General features: G+C 60.3%; 14 protein-coding genes. 6 read left to right on the top strand and 8 right to left on the bottom strand.

Annotated elements, in window-relative coordinates; translation table 11 throughout:
* The first annotated feature begins 248 nt into the window (after positions 1–248).
* Complete coding sequence (locus ACYZT5_RS09145) at positions 249–2,330, top strand: putative bifunctional diguanylate cyclase/phosphodiesterase (RefSeq protein WP_462050806.1); 2,082 nt, start codon at positions 249–251, stop codon at positions 2,328–2,330.
* Between the two features lie 94 nt (positions 2,331–2,424).
* Positions 2,425–3,171 carry an SDR family oxidoreductase gene (locus ACYZT5_RS09140; protein ID WP_462050805.1) on the top strand — a complete coding sequence of 249 codons (747 nt, stop codon included), beginning with the start codon at positions 2,425–2,427 and terminating at the stop codon, positions 3,169–3,171.
* Positions 3,172–3,308: 137 nt separating this feature from the next.
* Here the strand turns inward: ACYZT5_RS09140 and mapR are convergent, their stop codons facing one another.
* From mapR to ACYZT5_RS09125, 3 genes are all read right to left on the bottom strand, one after another.
* Positions 3,309–4,718: a GntR family transcriptional regulator MpaR gene (mapR, locus tag ACYZT5_RS09135; protein WP_462050804.1), complete on the bottom strand. Its 1,410-nt coding sequence runs from the start codon at positions 4,716–4,718 to the stop codon at positions 3,309–3,311.
* 130 nt (positions 4,719–4,848) lie between these two features.
* Positions 4,849–6,279 carry a cytochrome c oxidase accessory protein CcoG gene (ccoG, locus tag ACYZT5_RS09130; RefSeq protein WP_462050803.1) on the bottom strand — a complete coding sequence of 477 codons (1,431 nt, stop codon included), beginning with the start codon at positions 6,277–6,279 and terminating at the stop codon, positions 4,849–4,851.
* A 194-nt stretch (positions 6,280–6,473) separates the two neighbouring features.
* Positions 6,474–6,707, bottom strand: coding sequence for a DUF3203 family protein (locus ACYZT5_RS09125; RefSeq protein ID WP_462050802.1), 234 nt, complete (start codon positions 6,705–6,707; stop codon positions 6,474–6,476).
* Positions 6,708–6,844: 137 nt separating this feature from the next.
* Between ACYZT5_RS09125 and ACYZT5_RS09120 the strand changes: the two genes are divergently transcribed.
* Positions 6,845–7,345 (top strand): MgtC/SapB family protein, encoded by a 501-nt coding sequence (locus ACYZT5_RS09120; RefSeq protein WP_462050801.1) that lies wholly within the window; start codon positions 6,845–6,847, stop codon positions 7,343–7,345.
* A 114-nt stretch (positions 7,346–7,459) separates the two neighbouring features.
* Here ACYZT5_RS09120 and ACYZT5_RS09115 read toward each other — a convergent pair whose 3' ends face one another.
* A complete protein-coding gene (locus tag ACYZT5_RS09115) occupies positions 7,460–7,627 on the bottom strand; it encodes a hypothetical protein (protein WP_462050800.1) in 168 nt (55 codons plus the stop codon).
* A 224-nt stretch (positions 7,628–7,851) separates the two neighbouring features.
* Here ACYZT5_RS09115 and ACYZT5_RS09110 point away from each other — a divergent pair, with 224 nt between their 5' ends.
* From ACYZT5_RS09110 to glgB, 3 genes are all read left to right on the top strand, one after another.
* The gene (locus tag ACYZT5_RS09110) at positions 7,852–9,846 is read left to right on the top strand and encodes an alpha-1,4-glucan--maltose-1-phosphate maltosyltransferase (RefSeq protein WP_462050799.1); all 1,995 of its coding nucleotides are present in this window, start codon (positions 7,852–7,854) and stop codon (positions 9,844–9,846) included.
* 142 nt (positions 9,847–9,988) lie between these two features.
* The gene (gene treS / locus ACYZT5_RS09105) at positions 9,989–13,330 is read left to right on the top strand and encodes a maltose alpha-D-glucosyltransferase (protein ID WP_462050798.1); all 3,342 of its coding nucleotides are present in this window, start codon (positions 9,989–9,991) and stop codon (positions 13,328–13,330) included.
* Between the two features lie 2 nt (positions 13,331–13,332).
* A complete protein-coding gene (gene glgB, locus ACYZT5_RS09100) occupies positions 13,333–15,564 on the top strand; it encodes a 1,4-alpha-glucan branching protein GlgB (protein ID WP_462050797.1) in 2,232 nt (743 codons plus the stop codon).
* Between the two features lie 63 nt (positions 15,565–15,627).
* Here the strand turns inward: glgB and ACYZT5_RS09095 are convergent, their stop codons facing one another.
* The 4 genes from ACYZT5_RS09095 to ACYZT5_RS09080 all read right to left on the bottom strand — a co-directional run bounded on the left by ACYZT5_RS09095 (position 15,628) and on the right by ACYZT5_RS09080 (position 18,586).
* Complete coding sequence (locus ACYZT5_RS09095) at positions 15,628–16,581, bottom strand: D-2-hydroxyacid dehydrogenase family protein (RefSeq protein WP_462050796.1); 954 nt, start codon at positions 16,579–16,581, stop codon at positions 15,628–15,630.
* 13 nt (positions 16,582–16,594) lie between these two features.
* The gene (locus ACYZT5_RS09090) at positions 16,595–17,620 is read right to left on the bottom strand and encodes an alpha/beta fold hydrolase (RefSeq protein WP_462050795.1); all 1,026 of its coding nucleotides are present in this window, start codon (positions 17,618–17,620) and stop codon (positions 16,595–16,597) included.
* 85 nt (positions 17,621–17,705) lie between these two features.
* Positions 17,706–18,140: a YqaA family protein gene (locus ACYZT5_RS09085; protein ID WP_462052220.1), complete on the bottom strand. Its 435-nt coding sequence runs from the start codon at positions 18,138–18,140 to the stop codon at positions 17,706–17,708.
* Positions 18,140–18,586 (bottom strand): DUF411 domain-containing protein, encoded by a 447-nt coding sequence (locus ACYZT5_RS09080; RefSeq protein ID WP_008155198.1) that lies wholly within the window; start codon positions 18,584–18,586, stop codon positions 18,140–18,142. The genes ACYZT5_RS09085 and ACYZT5_RS09080 overlap by 1 nt, the downstream gene beginning before the upstream one ends.
* Positions 18,587–18,718 lie beyond the last annotated feature (132 nt).

The raw sequence follows: 18,718 nt of genomic DNA, 5'->3' as shown, positions 1-18,718 counted from the left end.
GCCTCACCGGACGCTCCGCGTCCGATTCCTGCATGGGACGCGGAGCGTCCCGGGCTGCATTCCCACGCAGAGCGTGGGAACGATCATCGAGGGGTGCCACTTAATGTGAAACCTTAAAACAAGCGTTTCATCGACTTGATGGCCCTTTGCTAATTTTGTCAGTGCGTTCTTTTGCGCAATCAGTACAATCGCCCGATTTGCCCCCCCGAGAATGGAAGCAGTACGGAGGGGCTGTCGCGAGTAGTCTCATGCTTATCGGTAGCTATTCCCCCACGCTGGTTATCATCTCGCTTTTTGTGGCGATTCTCGCCTCCTATACCGCGCTCGACCTGACCGAACGCATCGCCACAGCCAAGGGCCGAGCCGTGCATCTATGGACGGCGGGTGGCGCCTTTGCCATGGGCGTTGGCGTGTGGTCGATGCATTTCATAGGCATGCTCGCGTTCAAACTGCCCATTGACCTCGGTTACGACGTCGACATCACGGTGCTGTCACTGCTGATTGGCATCCTGTCCTGCGGCTTTGCCCTGTGGCTGGTCAGCCAGCCACAATTACCGGCCTGGCAATTGGCGTTAGGCGCGCTGGTCATGGGCGCCGGGATCAGCGCCATGCACTACACCGGCATGGCCGCCATGCGCATGCAGCCGGGTATCGATTACGATCCGACGCTATTCGGCGCCTCGCTGCTGATCGCCGTCGTCGCCTCGGGCGCCGCGTTATGGATCGCTTTCCGCCTGCGCCAGCACACGCCTTATGTCGGCCTGATCCGTGGCGGTGCGGCGGTGATCATGGGCCTCGCGATTGTCGGCATGCACTACACCGGCATGGCGGCGGCACGTTTCCCGGACGGCAGCTTCTGTGGGTCGGCCGTCAACGGCTTGAACGGCAAGGGCCTGGACAATCTGGTGCTGATCACCACCCTGGCGGTGTTGAGCCTTGCCTTACTGACTTCGATCCTCGATGCGCGCCTTGAGGCCCGCACCGCAGGGCTCGCCCACTCATTGACCGAGGCCAACCGCGAACTGACCCAACTGGCCTTGCATGACACCCTGACCGGCCTGCCGAATCGCGTGTTGCTGGCTGACCGCATCGATCAGGCGATGTCGATGGTGCGCGAACAAGGCGGTTGTTTTGCGTTGATGTTCATCGATCTGGACGGTTTCAAACCGGTCAACGATGCCTTCGGTCACCATATGGGCGATCTGTTGTTGCGTGCAGTCGGCCTGCGCCTGCGCGAGGATTTGCGCAGCCAGGACACCCTGGCGCGGATCGGCGGTGATGAGTTCGTATTGCTGGTGCAACTCGGCGAGCAGAACGACGCATTGAACCTGGCGGCCCGTCAGGTCGGGCTGATCGGGCGTTCGTTCCGGGTCGCCGAACATGACTTGCAGATATCCGCCAGCGTTGGCATCGCGATTTTTCCGGGTAACGGTGAAACCGCCGAAGAGTTGCTGATGAATGCCGACGCGGCGATGTATCACGCCAAGGGCGCCGGGAAAAACGGCTATAGCTTCTTCGATGCTTCGATGAACAGCAACGCGCGCAAACAGCTGCAATTGCTGCAGGACTTGCGTATCGCCCTCGATCAGCAGCAATTCCGTCTCTATTACCAACCCAAGTTCGATGCCAGCAATGGCCGGCCGGTCGGCGCCGAGGCGTTGCTGCGCTGGGTGCATCCCACTCAGGGCATGCTGATGCCGGACAAGTTCATTGAACTGGCGGAAAAGACCGGGCTGATCATTCCGATTGGCGAGTGGGTGCTCAACGAAGCTTGCCGTCAGATGCGCGAGTGGTACGTGCTCGGGTACACCGACTGGCGCATCGCGGTGAACCTTTCAGCCTTGCAGTTCTGCCACGCGGGCCTGGTCCAGAGTGTCGCCAAGGCCTTGGCCACCCACCATTTGCCGGCCAACAGCCTGACTCTTGAGATCACTGAAACCACCGCCATGAGCGATGCCGATGCGAGCATGACGGTGCTTCAGGAGCTTTCGACAATGGGTGTCGACCTGTCGATCGATGATTTTGGCACCGGCTATTCGAGTTTGATGTACCTCAAGCGCTTGCCAGCCAACGAACTGAAAATCGACCGGGGGTTTGTCCGCGACCTTGAACGTGACAGCGATGACGCCGCCATCGTTTCCGCCATCGTCGCCCTCGGCCAGGCGCTAGGGTTGCGGATCGTCGCCGAAGGGGTGGAAACCGACTCGCAGCAGGACTTCCTGACGCAACTCGGTTGCGACTCGTTGCAGGGATACCTGCTTGGGCACCCGCTGCCGGCCGAACGCTTCATGGTGGATATTCACCGCGGGGAGCAATTGGCGGTGTGTTGAGAACCAGGTGATTGATGTGAGCCCATGCAAAAGCCTGCGATGACGGTTATTCTTGCCCCCCGACTGCTAACGCTTGGAAAGGGGGAAAGTTCGCATGGACAAAGTCATCGTCATCACCGGCGGCAGCCGCGGTATCGGCGCCGCCACAGCCCTGTTGGCCGCCGAACAAGGCTATCGGATCTGTATCAACTATCAGGCCGACGAATCGGCTGCGCAAACTGTGCTGGAGCAAGTCCGCGCCCTCGGCGCCCAAGCCATCTCGGTGCGCGCTGACGTCAGCAACGAAGACGAAGTGATCGCGCTGTTCCACCGCGTGGACATTGAACTGGGCCGGGTCACGGCACTGGTGAATAACGCCGGCACCGTCGGGCATAAGTCCCGGATCGATGAAATGTCCGAATTCCGTATCCTCAAAATCCTCAGAACCAACGTCCTGGCGCCGATCCTCTGCGCCAAGCACGCGATCCTGCGCATGTCGCCCAAACATGGCGGGCAGGGCGGCAGCATCGTTAACGTATCCTCGGTGGCTTCACGCTTGGGCGCCCCCAGCGAGTACGTCGACTACGCGGCGTCGAAAGGTGCGCTGGATACGTTCACCATCGGCCTGTCCAAGGAAGTGGCCGGCGAAGGCATTCGCGTCAACGCGGTGCGTCCCGGCTACATATATACCGACTTTCATGCATTGAGCGGTGATCCCGATCGGGTCAGCAAGCTGGAGTCGGCGATTCCGATGGCCCGGGGCGGGCGGCCGGATGAAGTGGCTGAGGCGATTGTGTGGTTGTTGTCGGATAAGGCTTCTTATGCGACCGGGACGTTTGTTGACCTCGGCGGCGGGCGTTAACCCTGATCGTTCCCACGCTCTGCGTGGGAATGCAGCCCGGGACGCTCCGCGTCCCTTTCGAGAGTTGGAACGCGGAGCGTCCCTAGAGGCATTCCCACGCAGAGCGTGGGAACGATTAGGTAGGTGAGGGTGAGTGGTTAGAACGACCGCACAATCCGCCCCAACGTCTCCATCGCTTTCTCGGCAGTCTCATCCCAGGGACTGCCGTAATTCAGCCGAATACAATTCCTGAACCGCTGGGTCGGTGAAAAGATCGGCCCCGGTGCGATGCTGATCCCTTGCGCCAACGCCATCTGAAACAACTTCAGCGAATCCATCTGTGGTGGCAATTCCAGCCACAGGAAGTAACCTCCGGCGGGTTGACTGACGCGAGTCTGCGCCGGGAAGTAGCGCGCGATGGCGGCGAGCATGGCGCTTTGCTGTTCTTCCAGGGCGTAACGCAGTTTTCGCAGGTGCCGGTCGTAGCCACCGTGTTGCAGGTAATCGGCGATGGCTGCCTGGGCCGGCATCGACGCGCACAGAGACGTCATGAGTTTCAGACGCTCGATCTTCTGCGCATAGCGCCCGGCAGCGACCCAGCCGATGCGGTAGCCGGGGGCCAGGCTTTTGGCGAACGAACCGCAGTGCATCACCAGCCCTTCGGTATCAAAAGCTTTCGCCGGTTTTGGCGCCTGTTGGCCGTAATAGAGTTCGGCGTAGACGTCATCTTCGATCAGCGGCACTTGATGGCTGCGCAATAACTCAACCAGTTCCTGTTTCTTCGCCTCGGGCATCGTCGCGCCCATTGGGTTCTGGAAGCTGGTCATGCACCAGCAGGCCTTGATCGGGTGCCGTTCCAGGGTTTGCGCGAGTACGCCAAGGTCGATGCCATCGCGCGGATGCACAGGGATTTCGACGGCTTTGAGCTTCAGCCGTTCCAGTATTTGCAGGCAGGCATAGAACGCCGGGGCTTCGATGGCCACCAGGTCGCCGGGCTCGGTGACCGCTTGCAGGCACAGGTTCAGCGCTTCCAACGCGCCGTTGGTGATCAGCAGTTCTTCCATGGGCAGCATCAGCCCGCCGACCATGTAGCGCAGGGCGATTTGTCGACGCAGCTGCGGGTTGCCCGGCGACATGTCAGTGACGACCATGCGCGGGTCCATCTCTCGGGCGGCGCTGGCCAGGGAGCGGGACAGGCGCTGCAGCGGAAACAGGGTCGGGCTGGGGAAGGCCGAGCCGAAGGGCACGGTGTTTGGGTCCTTGATCGAATCGAGGACCGAGAACACCAGTTCGCTGACGTCGACTTCGGTGGATTCGTTGACCTGGCTGCTGATCACCGGCTCCGAGAACGGGCTCGGCGCGTGCGCGTTGACGAAGTAGCCGGAACGCGGGCGAGCGCGGATCAGGCCTCGGCGTTCGAGCAGGTAATAGGCCTGGAACACTGTGGACGGGCTGACCCCGTAGGTCTGGCTCGCGTAGCGCACCGACGGCACGCGCTGGCCGGGGCCGAGGACGCCGGAGCGGATCAGTTCAGCGATGTCGTCGGCGAATTTTTCGTAGCGTTTCATTGAGTGCCTGGGTTGGTGTCATTCAGGTAAATCGAGGTGACTTCTTCGCGGGCAAGCCTCGCTCCTACGGTCCGGTGTTGACTGTAGGAGCGAAGCTTGCTCGCGAATGGCAGCACCGCAGTCTAAGGGCTCAACGATTCATCGGCGCAACAAACCGGCTCTTCGCCACGCTATAAATCTCCGGTTCATCACTGTCGACAATCTTGAAGCTAATGTTCTGCGAACTGCTGCTCGGCCGTTCCGTGGTCATCGCCACCGACACTGGCACATCGACAATCTCACCGGGCGCCAGGCTCAGTTCGGTCTTGCCTTGCAACTGGAAGCCGTCGCCATCGACCAGAGTCAGACGATAGTCCTGACGTTGCTGGGTCTTGTTGATGACTTTCAGGCTGTAGATGTTTTCGATCTGCCCCTGACTGTTCTCGCGGAACAGGCCACGGTCCTTGCTCACGTCCAGCGAGACCATCGGCCGCTCCACCAGCGCCAGGGCAAGCGCACCGATCATCACCAGCAACACCGCGGTGTAGCCGATCAATCGCGGCCGCAGCAAATGAGTCTTGCCGCCCTGTAATTGATGCTCCGAGGTATAGCTGATCAGCCCGCGGGCGTAGCCCATTTTGTCCATGATCGAATCACAGGCGTCGATACACGCGGCGCAGCCAATGCATTCCATCTGCAAACCGTCGCGGATGTCGATGCCGGTCGGACAGACCTGGACGCACAATTGGCAGTCGATGCAATCACCGAGGCCGACTTCAGCCGGCGCCACGTCACGTTTGCGCGGGCCACGGTTTTCGCCACGGGCCACGTCATAGGAGATGGTCAGGGTGTCCTTGTCGAACATCACGCTCTGGAACCGCGCATACGGGCACATGTGCATGCACACCGCTTCACGCAGCCAACCGGCGTTGATGTACGTCGCGCCGGTAAAGAACAGCACCCAGAACAGACTGACGCCACCCATTTGCAAGGTCAGCAGTTCTTCGGCCAGCGGTCGGATCGGTGTGAAATAGCCGACAAAGGTCAGGCCGGTCAACAGGCTGATGGCCAGCCACAAGGTGTGCTTGGCCGAGCGGCGGATCAGTTTGTTCAGGCCCCAGGGCGCGGCTTGCAGCTTGATCCGCTGGTTTCGTTCGCCCTCGGTGATCTTCTCGCACCACATGAAAATCCAGGTCCAGGAGCTCTGTGGGCAGGTGTATCCGCACCAGACCCGCCCGGCGAACACGGTGATCGCAAACAGACCGAAGGCAGCGATGATCAGCAGCGCCGACAGCAGGATGAAATCCTGCGGCCAGAAGGTTGCACCGAAGATGTGGAATTTACTTTCGCTAAGGTCCCAGAGCACCGCTTGGCGGCCGCCCCAGTTCAACCACACCGTGCCGAAGAACAGCAGAAACAGAAACCCCGCGCCGCTCATGCGCAGGGTGCGGAATAAACCGGTGAAGCTGCGGGTGTGGATCAGGTTGTCGCTGGACTTGGCCTTCATCTTTGGACGCGAAGGCTCATAGCTTTGAACGGGCAAGGTACTTTCAACAATTCGGACGGGGATTCTATCGCTCATGGTCTTTCGCTCATCAGCCTCCATCAGGCCTGAGCACTATGAGCGGCGATCTGTTTGCATAACAGACTCACCTATTGCAATAAAAAGCGGATCAGATGGGCATTGATCCGCTGCCTGCGACACGTGAAGCATCCGCTGCAGCAGGATGCAGGTGCCTACATCAAGCGTCTGCGGGTATTGTTGATCCGGGTCAGTCAAATCACCGAATCACTGTCGGTGGCCTTCAAATGCTTACGCCCGTCGACTGCGCCTGCTACGGTCAATGCGTCGGCTTCTGCTTCGGTGATGTAGATGCGCTGGCCGTCGAGTTCCACCGCCGACATGGCTTTTTCCGAGTCGGTGATGATGGTGACGTCGGGGCACAGACGAATTTCTTCGCCGTTTTCGAGGATGAAAAAGCAGGTCTGGTTTTCGATGCGCACAGTCATAGAAGTGTCCTTTTTTCTGCGGGTTCTACAGTGTTAGGGCACAGCCGAAGAGCATCGTTCTGTGCAACCGATTAATGGTCGACGCGGTCCATCCTGAATCAAGCAACGTTCTATCCAATCATCACAAGGACAACACCATGAACGCTTGGTGGCATGAGGTTTGGGTGACCCTGCAAGCGGAATTCGCCGACATCGGCGACGCTTCACAACTGACGCGGATTACCGTGCGACTGCTGATGGCGGCGGTGCTGGGCGGGATTCTCGGTTTCGAACGCGAGCACAAAGGCAAGGCCGCTGGCGTGCGCACCCATATGCTGGTGGCCCTCGGCGCCGCGCTGTTTGTGCTGGTGCCGCAAATGTCCGGCTCTCAGGCCGATGCCATGAGCCGGGTGGTGCAGGGTGTGATCGCGGGGATCGGCTTTCTTGGCGCAGGGACTATCCTGAAAAACAACGAGGGTGACGAGGGGCATGTCAAAGGCCTGACCACCGCCGCCGGATTGTGGATGACCGCCGCCATTGGCGTCTCGGCCGGGTTGGGGCGAGAGGCGACGGCGGTACTCAGCACGTTATTGGCGTTGGCGATCTTCAGTGTGATGCCAAGGATCGTACGCATGCTCGATAAGGATCACGCCCCGTAAATGATCGTTCCCACGCTCTGCGTGGGAATGCAGCCCGGGACGCTCCGCGTCCCATCAAGAGCCGAACGCAGAGCGTCCGATGAGGCATTCCCACGCAGAGCGTGGGAACGATCATTACTCGGGAGTGACGATGACCGGCGGCATGCTGCTCGGTGGCTCTTCCCGAGGTGGCGGGGTGCTGCCGGGCGGGTCTTGCTCAGGCACAGGGTCAGGCTCGGTCGGCGGAATGGTCGGGCTGTCGATGTTTGGATCAGGCGTTTCGGCAGGGATCGGAATGCTCATGGATTTAGCCTCCAGTGGCACATGGCGTAAGTCGTGCTTAAGTGTGTTGACCACCGTGCAAAGGAATTGATCCGCCGAAGGCTCAGGCAAATCCTCGTGAACTTTACCGGTGCCTGTCGCTCGGAACCTAAGTGAGTTCATTCCGGGGCAGTCCTGCGGGATGGCTATCCCGTTACAAGCCACAGACACAAGAGCGTCCATGGGGCGTAAAGGAGAGATGCTCGATGACTGCTGAAAAACCGACAGAGCTGAACTACAACCCTCATATGCCGCTGTCGCAGGCTTTACTGCTACCGCGCATCGCAATCGAGAACACCATGCCGATCCTCGATGGCGGGCAGTTTGCCGTCAAAGCCGTGGTCGGTCAGGACGTGGTGGTGACCAGCAAAGTGTTTGCCGACGGCCACGACAAGTTGGCCGTGCGCGTGCGCTGGCACGCCGAGGGTGATGAGACCTGGCAAAGCGAAGTCATGACTGACTTGGGCAATAACGGTTGGCAGGGCCAGTTCCGTGTCTCGCGCCAGGGCCGTTATGTATTTTGCATCGAAGCCTGGATCGATCAGTTCGCCAGCTTCTGTTATGAGCTGGAGAAAAAACACGCGGCCAGGGTGCCGATCAGTCTGGAATTGCAGGAAGGGCGAACGCTGGTCCAGCAAGCCGCCGAGCGCGCGGAAGGGCAGCTGAGTGAACAACTGGCGGCGCTGCACCATGAATTGTCGGGTCTGCTCGAAATCGAGCAGGTCGCGCTGTTTCTGCACCAGCGTAGCGCCGAGCTGATGTCGCTGGCCGATCATCGGGCCTATTTGAGCATCAGCCCTGAATACCCGCTCGACGTCGAACGGGACCTGGCGCAGTTCGCCAGTTGGTATGAACTGTTCCCGCGTTCGATCACTGACGATCCGGCCCGTCATGGCACCTTCAACGATGTGCATTCGCGGCTGCCGATGATCCAGGACATGGGCTTCGATGTGCTGTACTTCCCGCCGATCCACCCGATCGGCCGCAATTACCGCAAAGGCCCGAACAACTCCCTCACCGCCGGACCGGACGATCCGGGCAGTCCGTATGCCATCGGCAGCGAAGAGGGTGGGCATGAGGCAATTCATTCCGAGCTGGGCTCTCGCGAAGACTTCCGGCGTCTTGTCGCGGCAGCCGCTGACCATGGGCTGGAAATCGCCCTCGACTTCGCGATTCAGTGTTCCCAGGATCACCCGTGGCTGGAGCAGCATCCGGGCTGGTTCAACTGGCGGCCGGACGGCACGATCAAATACGCCGAGAACCCGCCGAAGAAATACCAGGACATCGTCAACGTCGATTTCTATGCCACCGATGCGATACCGAGTCTGTGGGTCGAGTTGCGCGACATCGTGGTGGGTTGGGTCGAGGAGGGCGTGAAGCTGTTTCGCGTCGACAACCCTCACACCAAACCGCTGCCGTTCTGGCAGTGGATGATCGCTGATGTGCGGGCGCTGTACCCCGAGGTGATCTTCCTGGCCGAAGCCTTTACCACCCCGGCGATGATGGCGCGGTTGGGCAAGGTCGGTTACTCCCAGAGCTACACCTACTTCACCTGGCGCAACAACAAGTCCGAACTGGCGACTTACTTCACCGAACTCAACGAGTCGCCGTGGCGTGAATGCTTCCGGCCGAACTTCTTCGTTAACACCCCGGACATCAACCCGGCGTTTTTGCATGAGTCGGGGCGCGCCGGTTTTCTGATCCGCGCGGCGCTGGCGACCATGGGCTCCGGTCTGTGGGGCATGTATTCCGGCTTCGAACTGTGCGAAGCGGCACCGGTGCCGGGCAAGGAGGAATACCTCAATTCCGAGAAGTACGAAATCCGCCCACGGGACTTCAACGCGCCGGGCAACATCATTGCCGAGATCGCCCAGCTCAACCGTATCCGCCGGCAGAACCCGGCGCTGCAGACGCATCTGGGCTTGAAGGTCTACAACGCCTGGAACGACAACATTCTGTATTTCGGCAAACGCAGCGCGGATGGCAGCAATTTCATTCTGGTGGCCGTCAGCCTTGATCCGCATAACGTCCAGGAAGCGAATTTCGAATTGCCGCTGTGGGAAATGGGCCTGTCCGACGACGTCAGCACCCAGGGCGAAGACTTGATGAGCGGTCATCGCTGGACCTGGCACGGCAAGTACCAGTTCATGCGGATCGACCCGGCGCATCAACCGTTCGGGATCTGGCGAATTACCGTCTAGCACGATCGTTCCCACGTCGAGGCGTCGAACCGTCCGCGTGGGAATGCCGCCTCGGACGCTCTGCGTCCATCGCTGTGACGCAGAGCGTCACTGGATGCATTCCCACGCAGAGCGTGGGAACGATCATCAACAGGAGCTTCAAATGGCGAAGAAACCCAAGGCTGCCACCTTTATCAAGGACCCGCTCTGGTACAAGGATGCGGTGATCTACCAGGTTCACGTTAAGTCTTTTTTCGACTCCAACAATGACGGGATCGGCGACTTTACCGGCCTTATCGCCAAACTCGATTACATTGCCGATCTCGGCGTCAACACCATTTGGCTGTTACCGTTCTATCCCTCGCCACGGCGCGACGACGGCTACGACATTGCCGAATACCGTGGTGTGCATTCCGACTACGGCACCATGGCCGACGCCAAGCGTTTCATCTCTGAAGCCCACAAACGTGGCCTGCGGGTGATTACCGAACTGGTCATCAACCACACCTCGGACCAGCACGCCTGGTTCCAGCGTGCGCGCAAAGCCAAACCAGGCTCGGCGGCACGGGACTTCTATGTCTGGTCCGATGACGATCAAAAATACGACGGCACTCGCATCATCTTCCTCGACACCGAAAAGTCCAACTGGACCTGGGACCCGGTGGCTGGCCAGTACTTCTGGCACCGCTTCTATTCCCACCAGCCAGACCTGAACTTCGATAACCCGCAAGTCATGAAAGCCGTGCTATCGGTGATGCGCTACTGGCTCGACATGGGTATCGACGGTTTGCGTCTGGACGCGATTCCGTACCTGATCGAACGCGACGGCACCAACAACGAAAATCTGCCCGAGACCCACGACGTCCTCAAGCAGGTCCGTGCCGAAATCGACGCCAATTACCCGGACCGCATGCTGCTGGCCGAGGCCAACCAATGGCCGGAAGACACGCAACTGTACTTCGGCGACACCGACGCCAAAGGCCTGAACGGCGACGAATGCCACATGGCGTTCCACTTCCCGTTGATGCCGCGCATGTACATGGCGCTGGCCCAGGAGGATCGCTTCCCGATCACCGACATCCTGCGCCAGACCCCGGAGATCCCGGCCAACTGTCAGTGGGCAATTTTCCTGCGCAACCACGATGAACTGACCCTGGAAATGGTCACCGACAAGGAGCGCGATTACCTGTGGAATTACTACGCGGCCGACCGTCGGGCGCGGATCAACCTGGGGATTCGCCGACGTCTGGCGCCGTTGATGGAACGCGATCGTCGCCGTGTGGAACTGCTCAACAGCTTGCTGCTGTCGATGCCCGGCACGCCGACCCTGTATTACGGCGACGAAATCGGCATGGGTGACAACATCTACCTCGGCGACCGTGACGGCGTGCGTACGCCGATGCAATGGTCGATTGACCGTAATGGCGGCTTCTCCCGCGCCGACCCGGCCAGCCTGGTGCTGCCACCGATCATGGACCCGCAATACGGCTACCTGTCGGTCAACGTCGAAACCCAGGCCGGCGACCCGCATTCGCTGCTGAACTGGACCCGGCGCATGCTCGCCGTGCGCAAGCAGTCCAAGGCCTTCGGTCGCGGCACGCTGAAAATGCTGTCGCCGAGCAACCGGCGGATTCTGGCCTACACCCGGGAATTCACCGGGGCCGACGGCAAGCACGAAATCATCTTGTGCGTGGCCAACGTGTCCCGTAGCGCACAAGCGGCGGAGCTGGACCTGTCGGCCTACGTTGGCATGGTGCCGGTGGAGATGCTCGGCGGTAACGCCTTCCCGCCGATCGGCCAGTTGAATTTCCTGTTGACCTTGGCGCCTTACGGCTTCTATTGGTTTGTGCTCGCGGCGGAAAACCAGATGCCGAGCTGGCACGTGGAACCGGCGCAAAGCCTGCCGGACTTCACCACGCTGGTGCTGAAGAAACGCATGGAGGAGCTGCTCGAAGCGCCGTCCCGCGGCACGCTGGAGCAGGGCATCCTGCCGAGCTGGCTGCAGAATCGCCGCTGGTTTGCCGGCAAGGACGCGGTCATCGAGCAAGTCAACATTGCTTACGGTGTGCGCTTCGGCGACCCGCTGCATCCAGTGCTGTTGAGTGAAATCGACGTCACCAGCGGCGGCCAGACCAGTCGCTATCAGTTGCCGTTCGGTTTTATCTCCGAAGATCAGGTCGGTGCCGCGTTGCCTCAGCAACTGGCCTTGTCTCGAGTCCGGCGCGTGCGTCAGGTCGGTTTGATCACCGACGCCTTCAGCCTCGACACCTTTGTGCATGCGGTATTGCAGGACATTCAACGTAATACCGTATTGCCATCCAGTGCGGGCGAGATCTGCTTCGAGCCGACGGCGGAACTGGCGAAACTCGGTCTGACCGGGGAATCGGAAGTGCGTTACCTGTCCGCCGAGCAGTCCAACAGTTCGGTGGTCATCGGCAACAGCCTGGTGCTGAAACTGATCCGCAAGGTCGCGTCTGGCGTACACCCGGAACTGGAAATGAGCGCGTACCTGACCAACGCCGGTTTCGGCAATATTTCGCCCCTGCTCGGTTCGGTGGTTCGCCGAGATCCGGCGGGCGAGGACAGTCTGTTGATGATTGCCCAAGGCTACTTAAGCAATCAGGGCGACGCCTGGGAATGGACCCAGAACAACCTCGAACGGGCGCTGCGCGACGAACTGGCCGACGCCATGTCCGAGCAAGAGCAACACTACAACGCCTTGGGTGAATTGAGAGACTTCGCCGGCATGCTCGGTCAGCGCCTGGGCGAAATGCATCAGCTGCTGGCGGCGCCCAGCGACAACCCGGACTTCGCCCCGCAGGCTACCACCCAGAAAGATGCCCTGGCCTCGGCCAAGGACGTGGCGGCGCAACTGGAGTACGCGCTGAAGTTGCTCAAGCAGCATCAAAGCGAATTGAACCCGGCAGACAAAGCCTTGGTCAGTCGTTTACTGGACAACAAAAAAGCCATTCTCAGCCATGTTCAGGTGCTGGGCAAAAAAGCCGCCGGTGGTCTGCGCATTCGCGTCCACGGCGACTTGCACCTGGGTCAGGTGCTGGTGATCAAGGGCGACGCTTACCTGATCGACTTCGAAGGTGAGCCGGCGCGGCAGCTGCATGAACGTCGGGGCAAACACAGCCCGTATAAAGATGTCAGCGGCGTATTGCGCTCCTTCGACTACGCTGCGGCAATGGCGATCAACGTGCACAACGTCGACAACACGGCCGATGCCCAAGCCGCTCGTCAACGTGTCGCCGATCGCTATTTAAATGAAGCAAGACAAGCATTTGTCGACGCTTATCGGCTGGCGGCAGCTAGTCTTGCTCATGCATGGCAAGATCCGGAAGGCGAGGACGCCGCGCTGGCGTTGTTCGGCCTGGAGAAGGCAGCGTATGAAGTGGCCTATGAGGCAGAAAATCGCCCCACATGGTTGCCCGTGCCGTTGCACGGCTTGTATGGACTATTGAGTGGGCTTAAACCCTTTTCCGATCTTGGTGGAGAGTAGTTATGAGTTTCTCGAACAAGGAACAGGGTCACGCTAAAGAGGCGCTACTGCCCAGATCGCGGGACATCGACGCGCTGGTTCGCGCCGAACACCATGACCCCTTTGCAATTCTCGGCCCCCACGGCGATGGTGCCGGCGGGCAATTTATTCGGGCCTATTTGCCGGACGCCTTGAGCGTGCAGGTACTGGCCAAGGACTCCGGGGAAGAACTCGGCAACCTTGAGGCGACCCAGACGCCGGGCCTGTTCGTCGGGCATTTCGATCGGGCGCAGCCGTATTTGCTACGAACCCGTTGGGCCGGCGGCGAACAAATTTCCGAGGATCCTTACAGCTTCGGCCCGTTACTCGGCGAGATGGACTTGTACCTGTTCGCCGAAGGCAATCACCGCGATCTCAGCGCTTGCCTCGGCGCGCAGCTGAAGTCGGTCGACGGTGTCGATGGCGTGCGGTTCGCCGTATGGGCACCGAATGCCAAAAGGGTGTCGGTGGTCGGTGACTTCAACAACTGGGACGGTCGTCGGCACCCGATGCGCCTGCGTCATCCCACTGGGGTCTGGGAGGTGTTTATCCCGCGCCTGCAGGCGGGGGAAACGTACAAATACGAAATCCTCGGCACGCACGGCATTCTGCCGCTCAAGGCTGACCCGATGGCGCTGGCCACCTCGCTGCCGCCGGATACCGCATCAAAAGTCGCTTCACCGCTGAACATCGATTGGCAGGACCACGAGTGGATGCAATCGCGTGGTGACCGTCATCGGCCGAGCGCGCCGCTGTCGATCTACGAATTGCATGCCGGTTCGTGGCAATGTGAGCTGGATGATCTGGGCGAGGTCGCCCGCCAGTACACATGGCATGAGTTGGCCGAGCGGCTGATTCCTTACGTGAAGGACCTGGGTTTTACCCACATCGAGCTGATGCCGATCATGGAACATCCGTTCGGTGGGTCCTGGGGCTACCAGTTGCTGTCGCAATTCGCCCCGAGCGCCCGCTACGGTAAGCCGGAAGACTTCGGCGCGTTCGTCAATGCCTGCCACCAGGCCGACATCGGCGTGATCCTCGACTGGGTGCCGGCGCATTTTCCTACCGATACGCACGGCCTGGCGCAATTCGACGGCACTGCGCTGTACGAATACGGCAACCCGCAAGAAGGTTTCCACCAGGACTGGGACACGCTGATCTACAACCTGGGGCGCACCGAAGTGCACGGCTACATGCTGGCTTCGGCGCTGCACTGGCTGAAGCATTTCCACGTCGACGGCCTGCGGGTCGATGCCGTGGCTTCGATGCTGTACCGCGACTATTCGCGCAAGGCTGGCGAGTGGGTGCCGAACCGCCACGGTGGTCGGGAAAACCTCGAAGCCATCGACTTCCTGCGCCATCTCAATGATGTGGTCGACCTCGAAGCCCCCGGCGCGCTGGTGATTGCCGAAGAATCCACCGCGTGGCCGGGTGTCAGCCAGGGCACGCAACAGGGCGGGCTGGGTTTCGACTACAAGTGGAACATGGGCTGGATGCACGATTCGCTGCACTACATCCAGCAGGACCCGGTGTACCGTGCCCATCACCACAACGAACTGAGTTTCGGCCTGGTGTATGCCTGGTCCGAGCGCTTTATCCTGCCGATCTCCCACGACGAAGTGGTACACGGCAAGCACTCGCTGATCGACAAGATGCCGGGCGATCGCTGGCAGAAATTCGCCAACCTGCGCGCCTACCTGAGTTTCATGTGGGCGCATCCGGGCAAGAAGCTGTTGTTCATGGGCTGCGAGTTTGGTCAGTGGCGTGAGTGGAACCACGATCAGCAACTGGACTGGTACTTGCTGCAGTACTCGGAACACAAAGGGGTGCAGAAACTCGTCGGCGATCTCAATCGGCTGTATCGCGAAGAGCCTGCGCTGCATGATCAGGACGACGCGCCGCAAGGCTTCCAGTGGTTGATTGGTGATGATGCGATCAACAGCGTCTACGCCTTCATGCGCTGGAGCAAGGACGGGCGGCCGGTGTTAGTGGTGGCTAATTTCACTCCGGTGCCGCGCGGGGGTTATCGCGTTGGCGTGCCGTTTGCCGGGCGTTGGACCGAGGTGATCAACAGCGATTCTGCCACCTACGCCGGCTCGAACTATGGCAACAGCGGCGGGGCGTTTACCGAGGAAGAGCCGAGCCACGGGCAGGAACTGTCGTTGGTGTTGAACTTGCCGCCGCTGGCGGTGTTGATGCTGCGTCCGGAGGGTTGATCTAACACCGTGTCGCTCTCATCGCGAGCAGGCTCTCTGCTCGCGATGAGCGATGACGCGGAGTCAGCTCAACAGGCGAATCGGTTCTCCGGCCGACCAGGCCTGAATGTCCTCGATCATCTGCGAGAAGAACTGGTGGTAGTTCTGCTGGCTGACATACCCGACGTGGGGCGTGGCCAGCACATTATCCAGGGTTCTGAACGGATGATGAGCGGGCAAGGGTTCCTGCTCGAAGACGTCCAGCGCCGCGCCTGCCAGTCGCTGTTTCTGCAGCGCCTTGATCAACGCCGCCTCATCGACAATCGGCCCGCGGGCGGTGTTGACCAGCAGCGCCGTGGGTTTCATCCAGTCCAGCGCCTGGGCGTCGACCAAGCCTCGGCTGCGATCGCTGAGCACCAGATGGACCGACAGCACATCGGCCTGTTCGAACAGCTCCTGCTTGCTGACATAGGTCACGCCGACTTCGGCAGCGCGTTCGGCGGTCAGGTTCTCGCTCCAGGCGATCACCCGCATCCCAAACACCTGACCGAACTGGGCAACGCGAGTGCCAATGCTGCCCAAACCCAGAATCGCCAGAGTCTTGCCATGCAGGTCGCCGCCCAGCCCTTGTTGCCATTTGCCTGCGCGCAGGGCATTGGCTTCGACCACCAGGTTGCGGGTCGCGGCCATGATCAGCGCCCAGGTCAGTTCCGGGGCGGCATGCTTGTAACTGTCGGTGCCACAGACCTGGATACCCAGCGCAGCGGCGGCTTTCAGGTCCAGGGCGGCGTTGCGCATGCTGCCGGTGACCAGCAACTTGAGTTTCGGTAAGCGCCGCAGCAGGTCCTCATCGAACCGGGTGCGTTCGCGCATCACGCAGATCACCTCAAACTCACCCAGCCGTGCGGCCAGGGTGTCGTTGTCGGCCGGGTAGTCATGGATGAAATTCACCTGACCGATGTCGTCCAGCACCGACCAGTCCACCACGCCACGGGCCACATCCTGCCAGTCATCAATCACCGCAATCTGCACAGCCATCAGCCTTACCTCATCAATGAACGGGGTTGGTTTTGTTCAGCCAGGCGAGCAAGGCCTGGTGGAATTGCGCCGGTTCTTCCATTTGCGGCGCGTGGCCCATGCCGGGGAATTCAACCAGCGTCGACCGGGGAATCAGTTTCGCCACTTGCTTGCCGAGGACGTCGTAATGGCCGAGTTTCGCCTTGACCTCGGGCGGTGCGATGTCGCTGCCGATGGCCGTGGTGTCGGACGTACCGATCAGCAGCAGGGTCGGCATCTTCAGGTCCTTGAACTCGTAGTACACCGGTTGGGTGAAGATCATGTCGTAGATCAGCGCCGAATTCCACGCCACCTGCGTATGCCCCGGTCCTTTGTTCAGCCCGGCGAGCATGTCGACCCAGCGATCGAATTCCGGCTTCCAGCGGCCGCCGTAATAGGTGTTGCGTTCATAGGTGCGGATGCCGTCGGCAGTGAGTTTCAGCTCGCGCTCATACCATTGGTCAACCGTGCGATAGGGCACACCGAGGGCTTTCCAGTCTTCCAGGCCAATGGGATTGACCAGTGCCAGTTGTTCGACTTGATCGGGGTATTGCAGCGCATAGCGAGTAGCGAGCATGCCGCCGGTGGAGTGTCCGAGAACACTGGCCTTCTGAATGCCCAGGGCCTTGAGCAGTTGCTGAGTGTTGGTTGCCAGTTGCTGGAAGCTGTACTGATAGTTGTCGGGTTTGCTGGAGGTACAGAAACCGATCTGGTCCGGGGCGATGACCCGGTAACCGGCCTCACTCAGGGCCTTGATCGAACTGTCCCAGGTTGCACCACAGAAATTCTTGCCGTGCATCAGCACCACGCTGCGTCCATTGGCCTTGCCGTGGGCGGCGACATCCATGTAACCCATTTGCAGGGATTTCCCCTGGGACTCAAAGGCGAAATGCTTGACCGTGTAGGGATACTCGAAACCCTGCAGTTCCTGACCATATTCCGGGCCTTCGGCGTGAGCAATGACGGGCAGTGCAGCGGTCAGCAACAGGCCGGGTAGCCAGCGGGAGAAGGTGAGGGACATGGGTGAACTCCGTTGGAAATCGGCCGATGCTGGATCGGCCCGATTAGGGCGACATTAAGCACAGGCAATCGCGGTGGGTGATCGTTCAACCCATCCAGCCCTCTGTGGCCAAAGCCAGCACGCCATAACGCGCAGCCTTGGCGAGGGTCACGATGAATAAAAAACGCCCCAGCGGCTCACGCATCACGCCGGCCACCAACGTCAGTGGATCACCGATCACAGGCACCCAACTCAGCAGCAACGACCAATGACCGTAGCGCTGATAATGGACTCGGGCTTTTTCCAGATGACGCGGGCTGACCGGAAACCAGCGCCGATCGTGAAACCGCTCGATACCGCGCCCCAGCCACCAGTTCACCAGTGATCCCAGAACATTGCCCAAAGTCGCCACGGCGAGTAGCGACCAGAGCCAATACTGGCCGCTGAGCAACAGGCCCACCAGCACTGCTTCGGACTGCAAGGGCAGCAGGGTTGCCGCACCGAATGCGGCGAAAAACAGCCCAAAGTACGCACCGAAGATCAATGGGCAGGGTAGTCCGCCACCACCACGTCAGTGCCGTCCTTTTTCAGGCCGATCACCTGGTACGCATCGCTCATGCCGTCCATTTCCATGCCGGGTGAACCCATGGGCATGCCGGGGGCGGCGACACCCAATAGATCGTCGCGCTTGCTCAAGGCCAGCACCTGATCGGCCGGAACATGGCCTTCAACGAATTTACCGTTGATCAAGCCGGTGTGGCACGACGCCAGTCGCGGAGGCACGCCGTGCTGTTGCTTGAACTCGCTCATGTTGGCTTCGACGTGATCGTCGACTTTGAAGCCGTTGGCCTCCAGATGGCTGATCCATTTTTTGCAGCAACCGCAATTGGCATCGCGGTGGACTTCAATCGGGATCAGGTCGGCGGCCTGGGCCAGGGAGGAAATGAACAGGGCGCTCAGGGCGACCAGACGCAGGTGGGTTCGCATGGGAGGTCTCGACTCGGGTGGCGGTCAAAAAAAGAGGCATTTTGACCACTTTAACCAATAAAGCGGTGCGAGATTGTTTCGAAGTAATACCGAGTACTTAGCTGCGTCCCAAATCTTTGTAGCAGCCAGAAA

The sequence above is a fragment of the Pseudomonas sp. LB3P14 genome, from assembly GCF_054898045.1.
This window is presented reverse-complemented; position numbering and strand designations above follow the sequence as displayed.

Bases quoted from the DNA above. Each gene is read 5' to 3' on its own strand.
- ACYZT5_RS09145 (WP_462050806.1), top strand. From the start codon at position 249: ATGCTTATCGGTAGCTATTCCCCCACGCTGGTTATCATCTCGCTTTTT.
- ACYZT5_RS09140 (WP_462050805.1), top strand. From the start codon at position 2,425: ATGGACAAAGTCATCGTCATCACCGGCGGCAGCCGCGGTATCGGCGCC.
- mapR (WP_462050804.1), bottom strand. From the start codon at position 4,718: ATGAAACGCTACGAAAAATTCGCCGACGACATCGCTGAACTGATCCGC.
- ccoG (WP_462050803.1), bottom strand. From the start codon at position 6,279: ATGAGCGATAGAATCCCCGTCCGAATTGTTGAAAGTACCTTGCCCGTT.
- ACYZT5_RS09125 (WP_462050802.1), bottom strand. From the start codon at position 6,707: ATGACTGTGCGCATCGAAAACCAGACCTGCTTTTTCATCCTCGAAAAC.
- ACYZT5_RS09120 (WP_462050801.1), top strand. From the start codon at position 6,845: ATGAACGCTTGGTGGCATGAGGTTTGGGTGACCCTGCAAGCGGAATTC.
- ACYZT5_RS09115 (WP_462050800.1), bottom strand. From the start codon at position 7,627: ATGAGCATTCCGATCCCTGCCGAAACGCCTGATCCAAACATCGACAGC.
- ACYZT5_RS09110 (WP_462050799.1), top strand. From the start codon at position 7,852: ATGACTGCTGAAAAACCGACAGAGCTGAACTACAACCCTCATATGCCG.
- treS (WP_462050798.1), top strand. From the start codon at position 9,989: ATGGCGAAGAAACCCAAGGCTGCCACCTTTATCAAGGACCCGCTCTGG.
- glgB (WP_462050797.1), top strand. From the start codon at position 13,333: ATGAGTTTCTCGAACAAGGAACAGGGTCACGCTAAAGAGGCGCTACTG.
- ACYZT5_RS09095 (WP_462050796.1), bottom strand. From the start codon at position 16,581: ATGGCTGTGCAGATTGCGGTGATTGATGACTGGCAGGATGTGGCCCGT.
- ACYZT5_RS09090 (WP_462050795.1), bottom strand. From the start codon at position 17,620: ATGTCCCTCACCTTCTCCCGCTGGCTACCCGGCCTGTTGCTGACCGCT.
- ACYZT5_RS09080 (WP_008155198.1), bottom strand. From the start codon at position 18,586: ATGCGAACCCACCTGCGTCTGGTCGCCCTGAGCGCCCTGTTCATTTCC.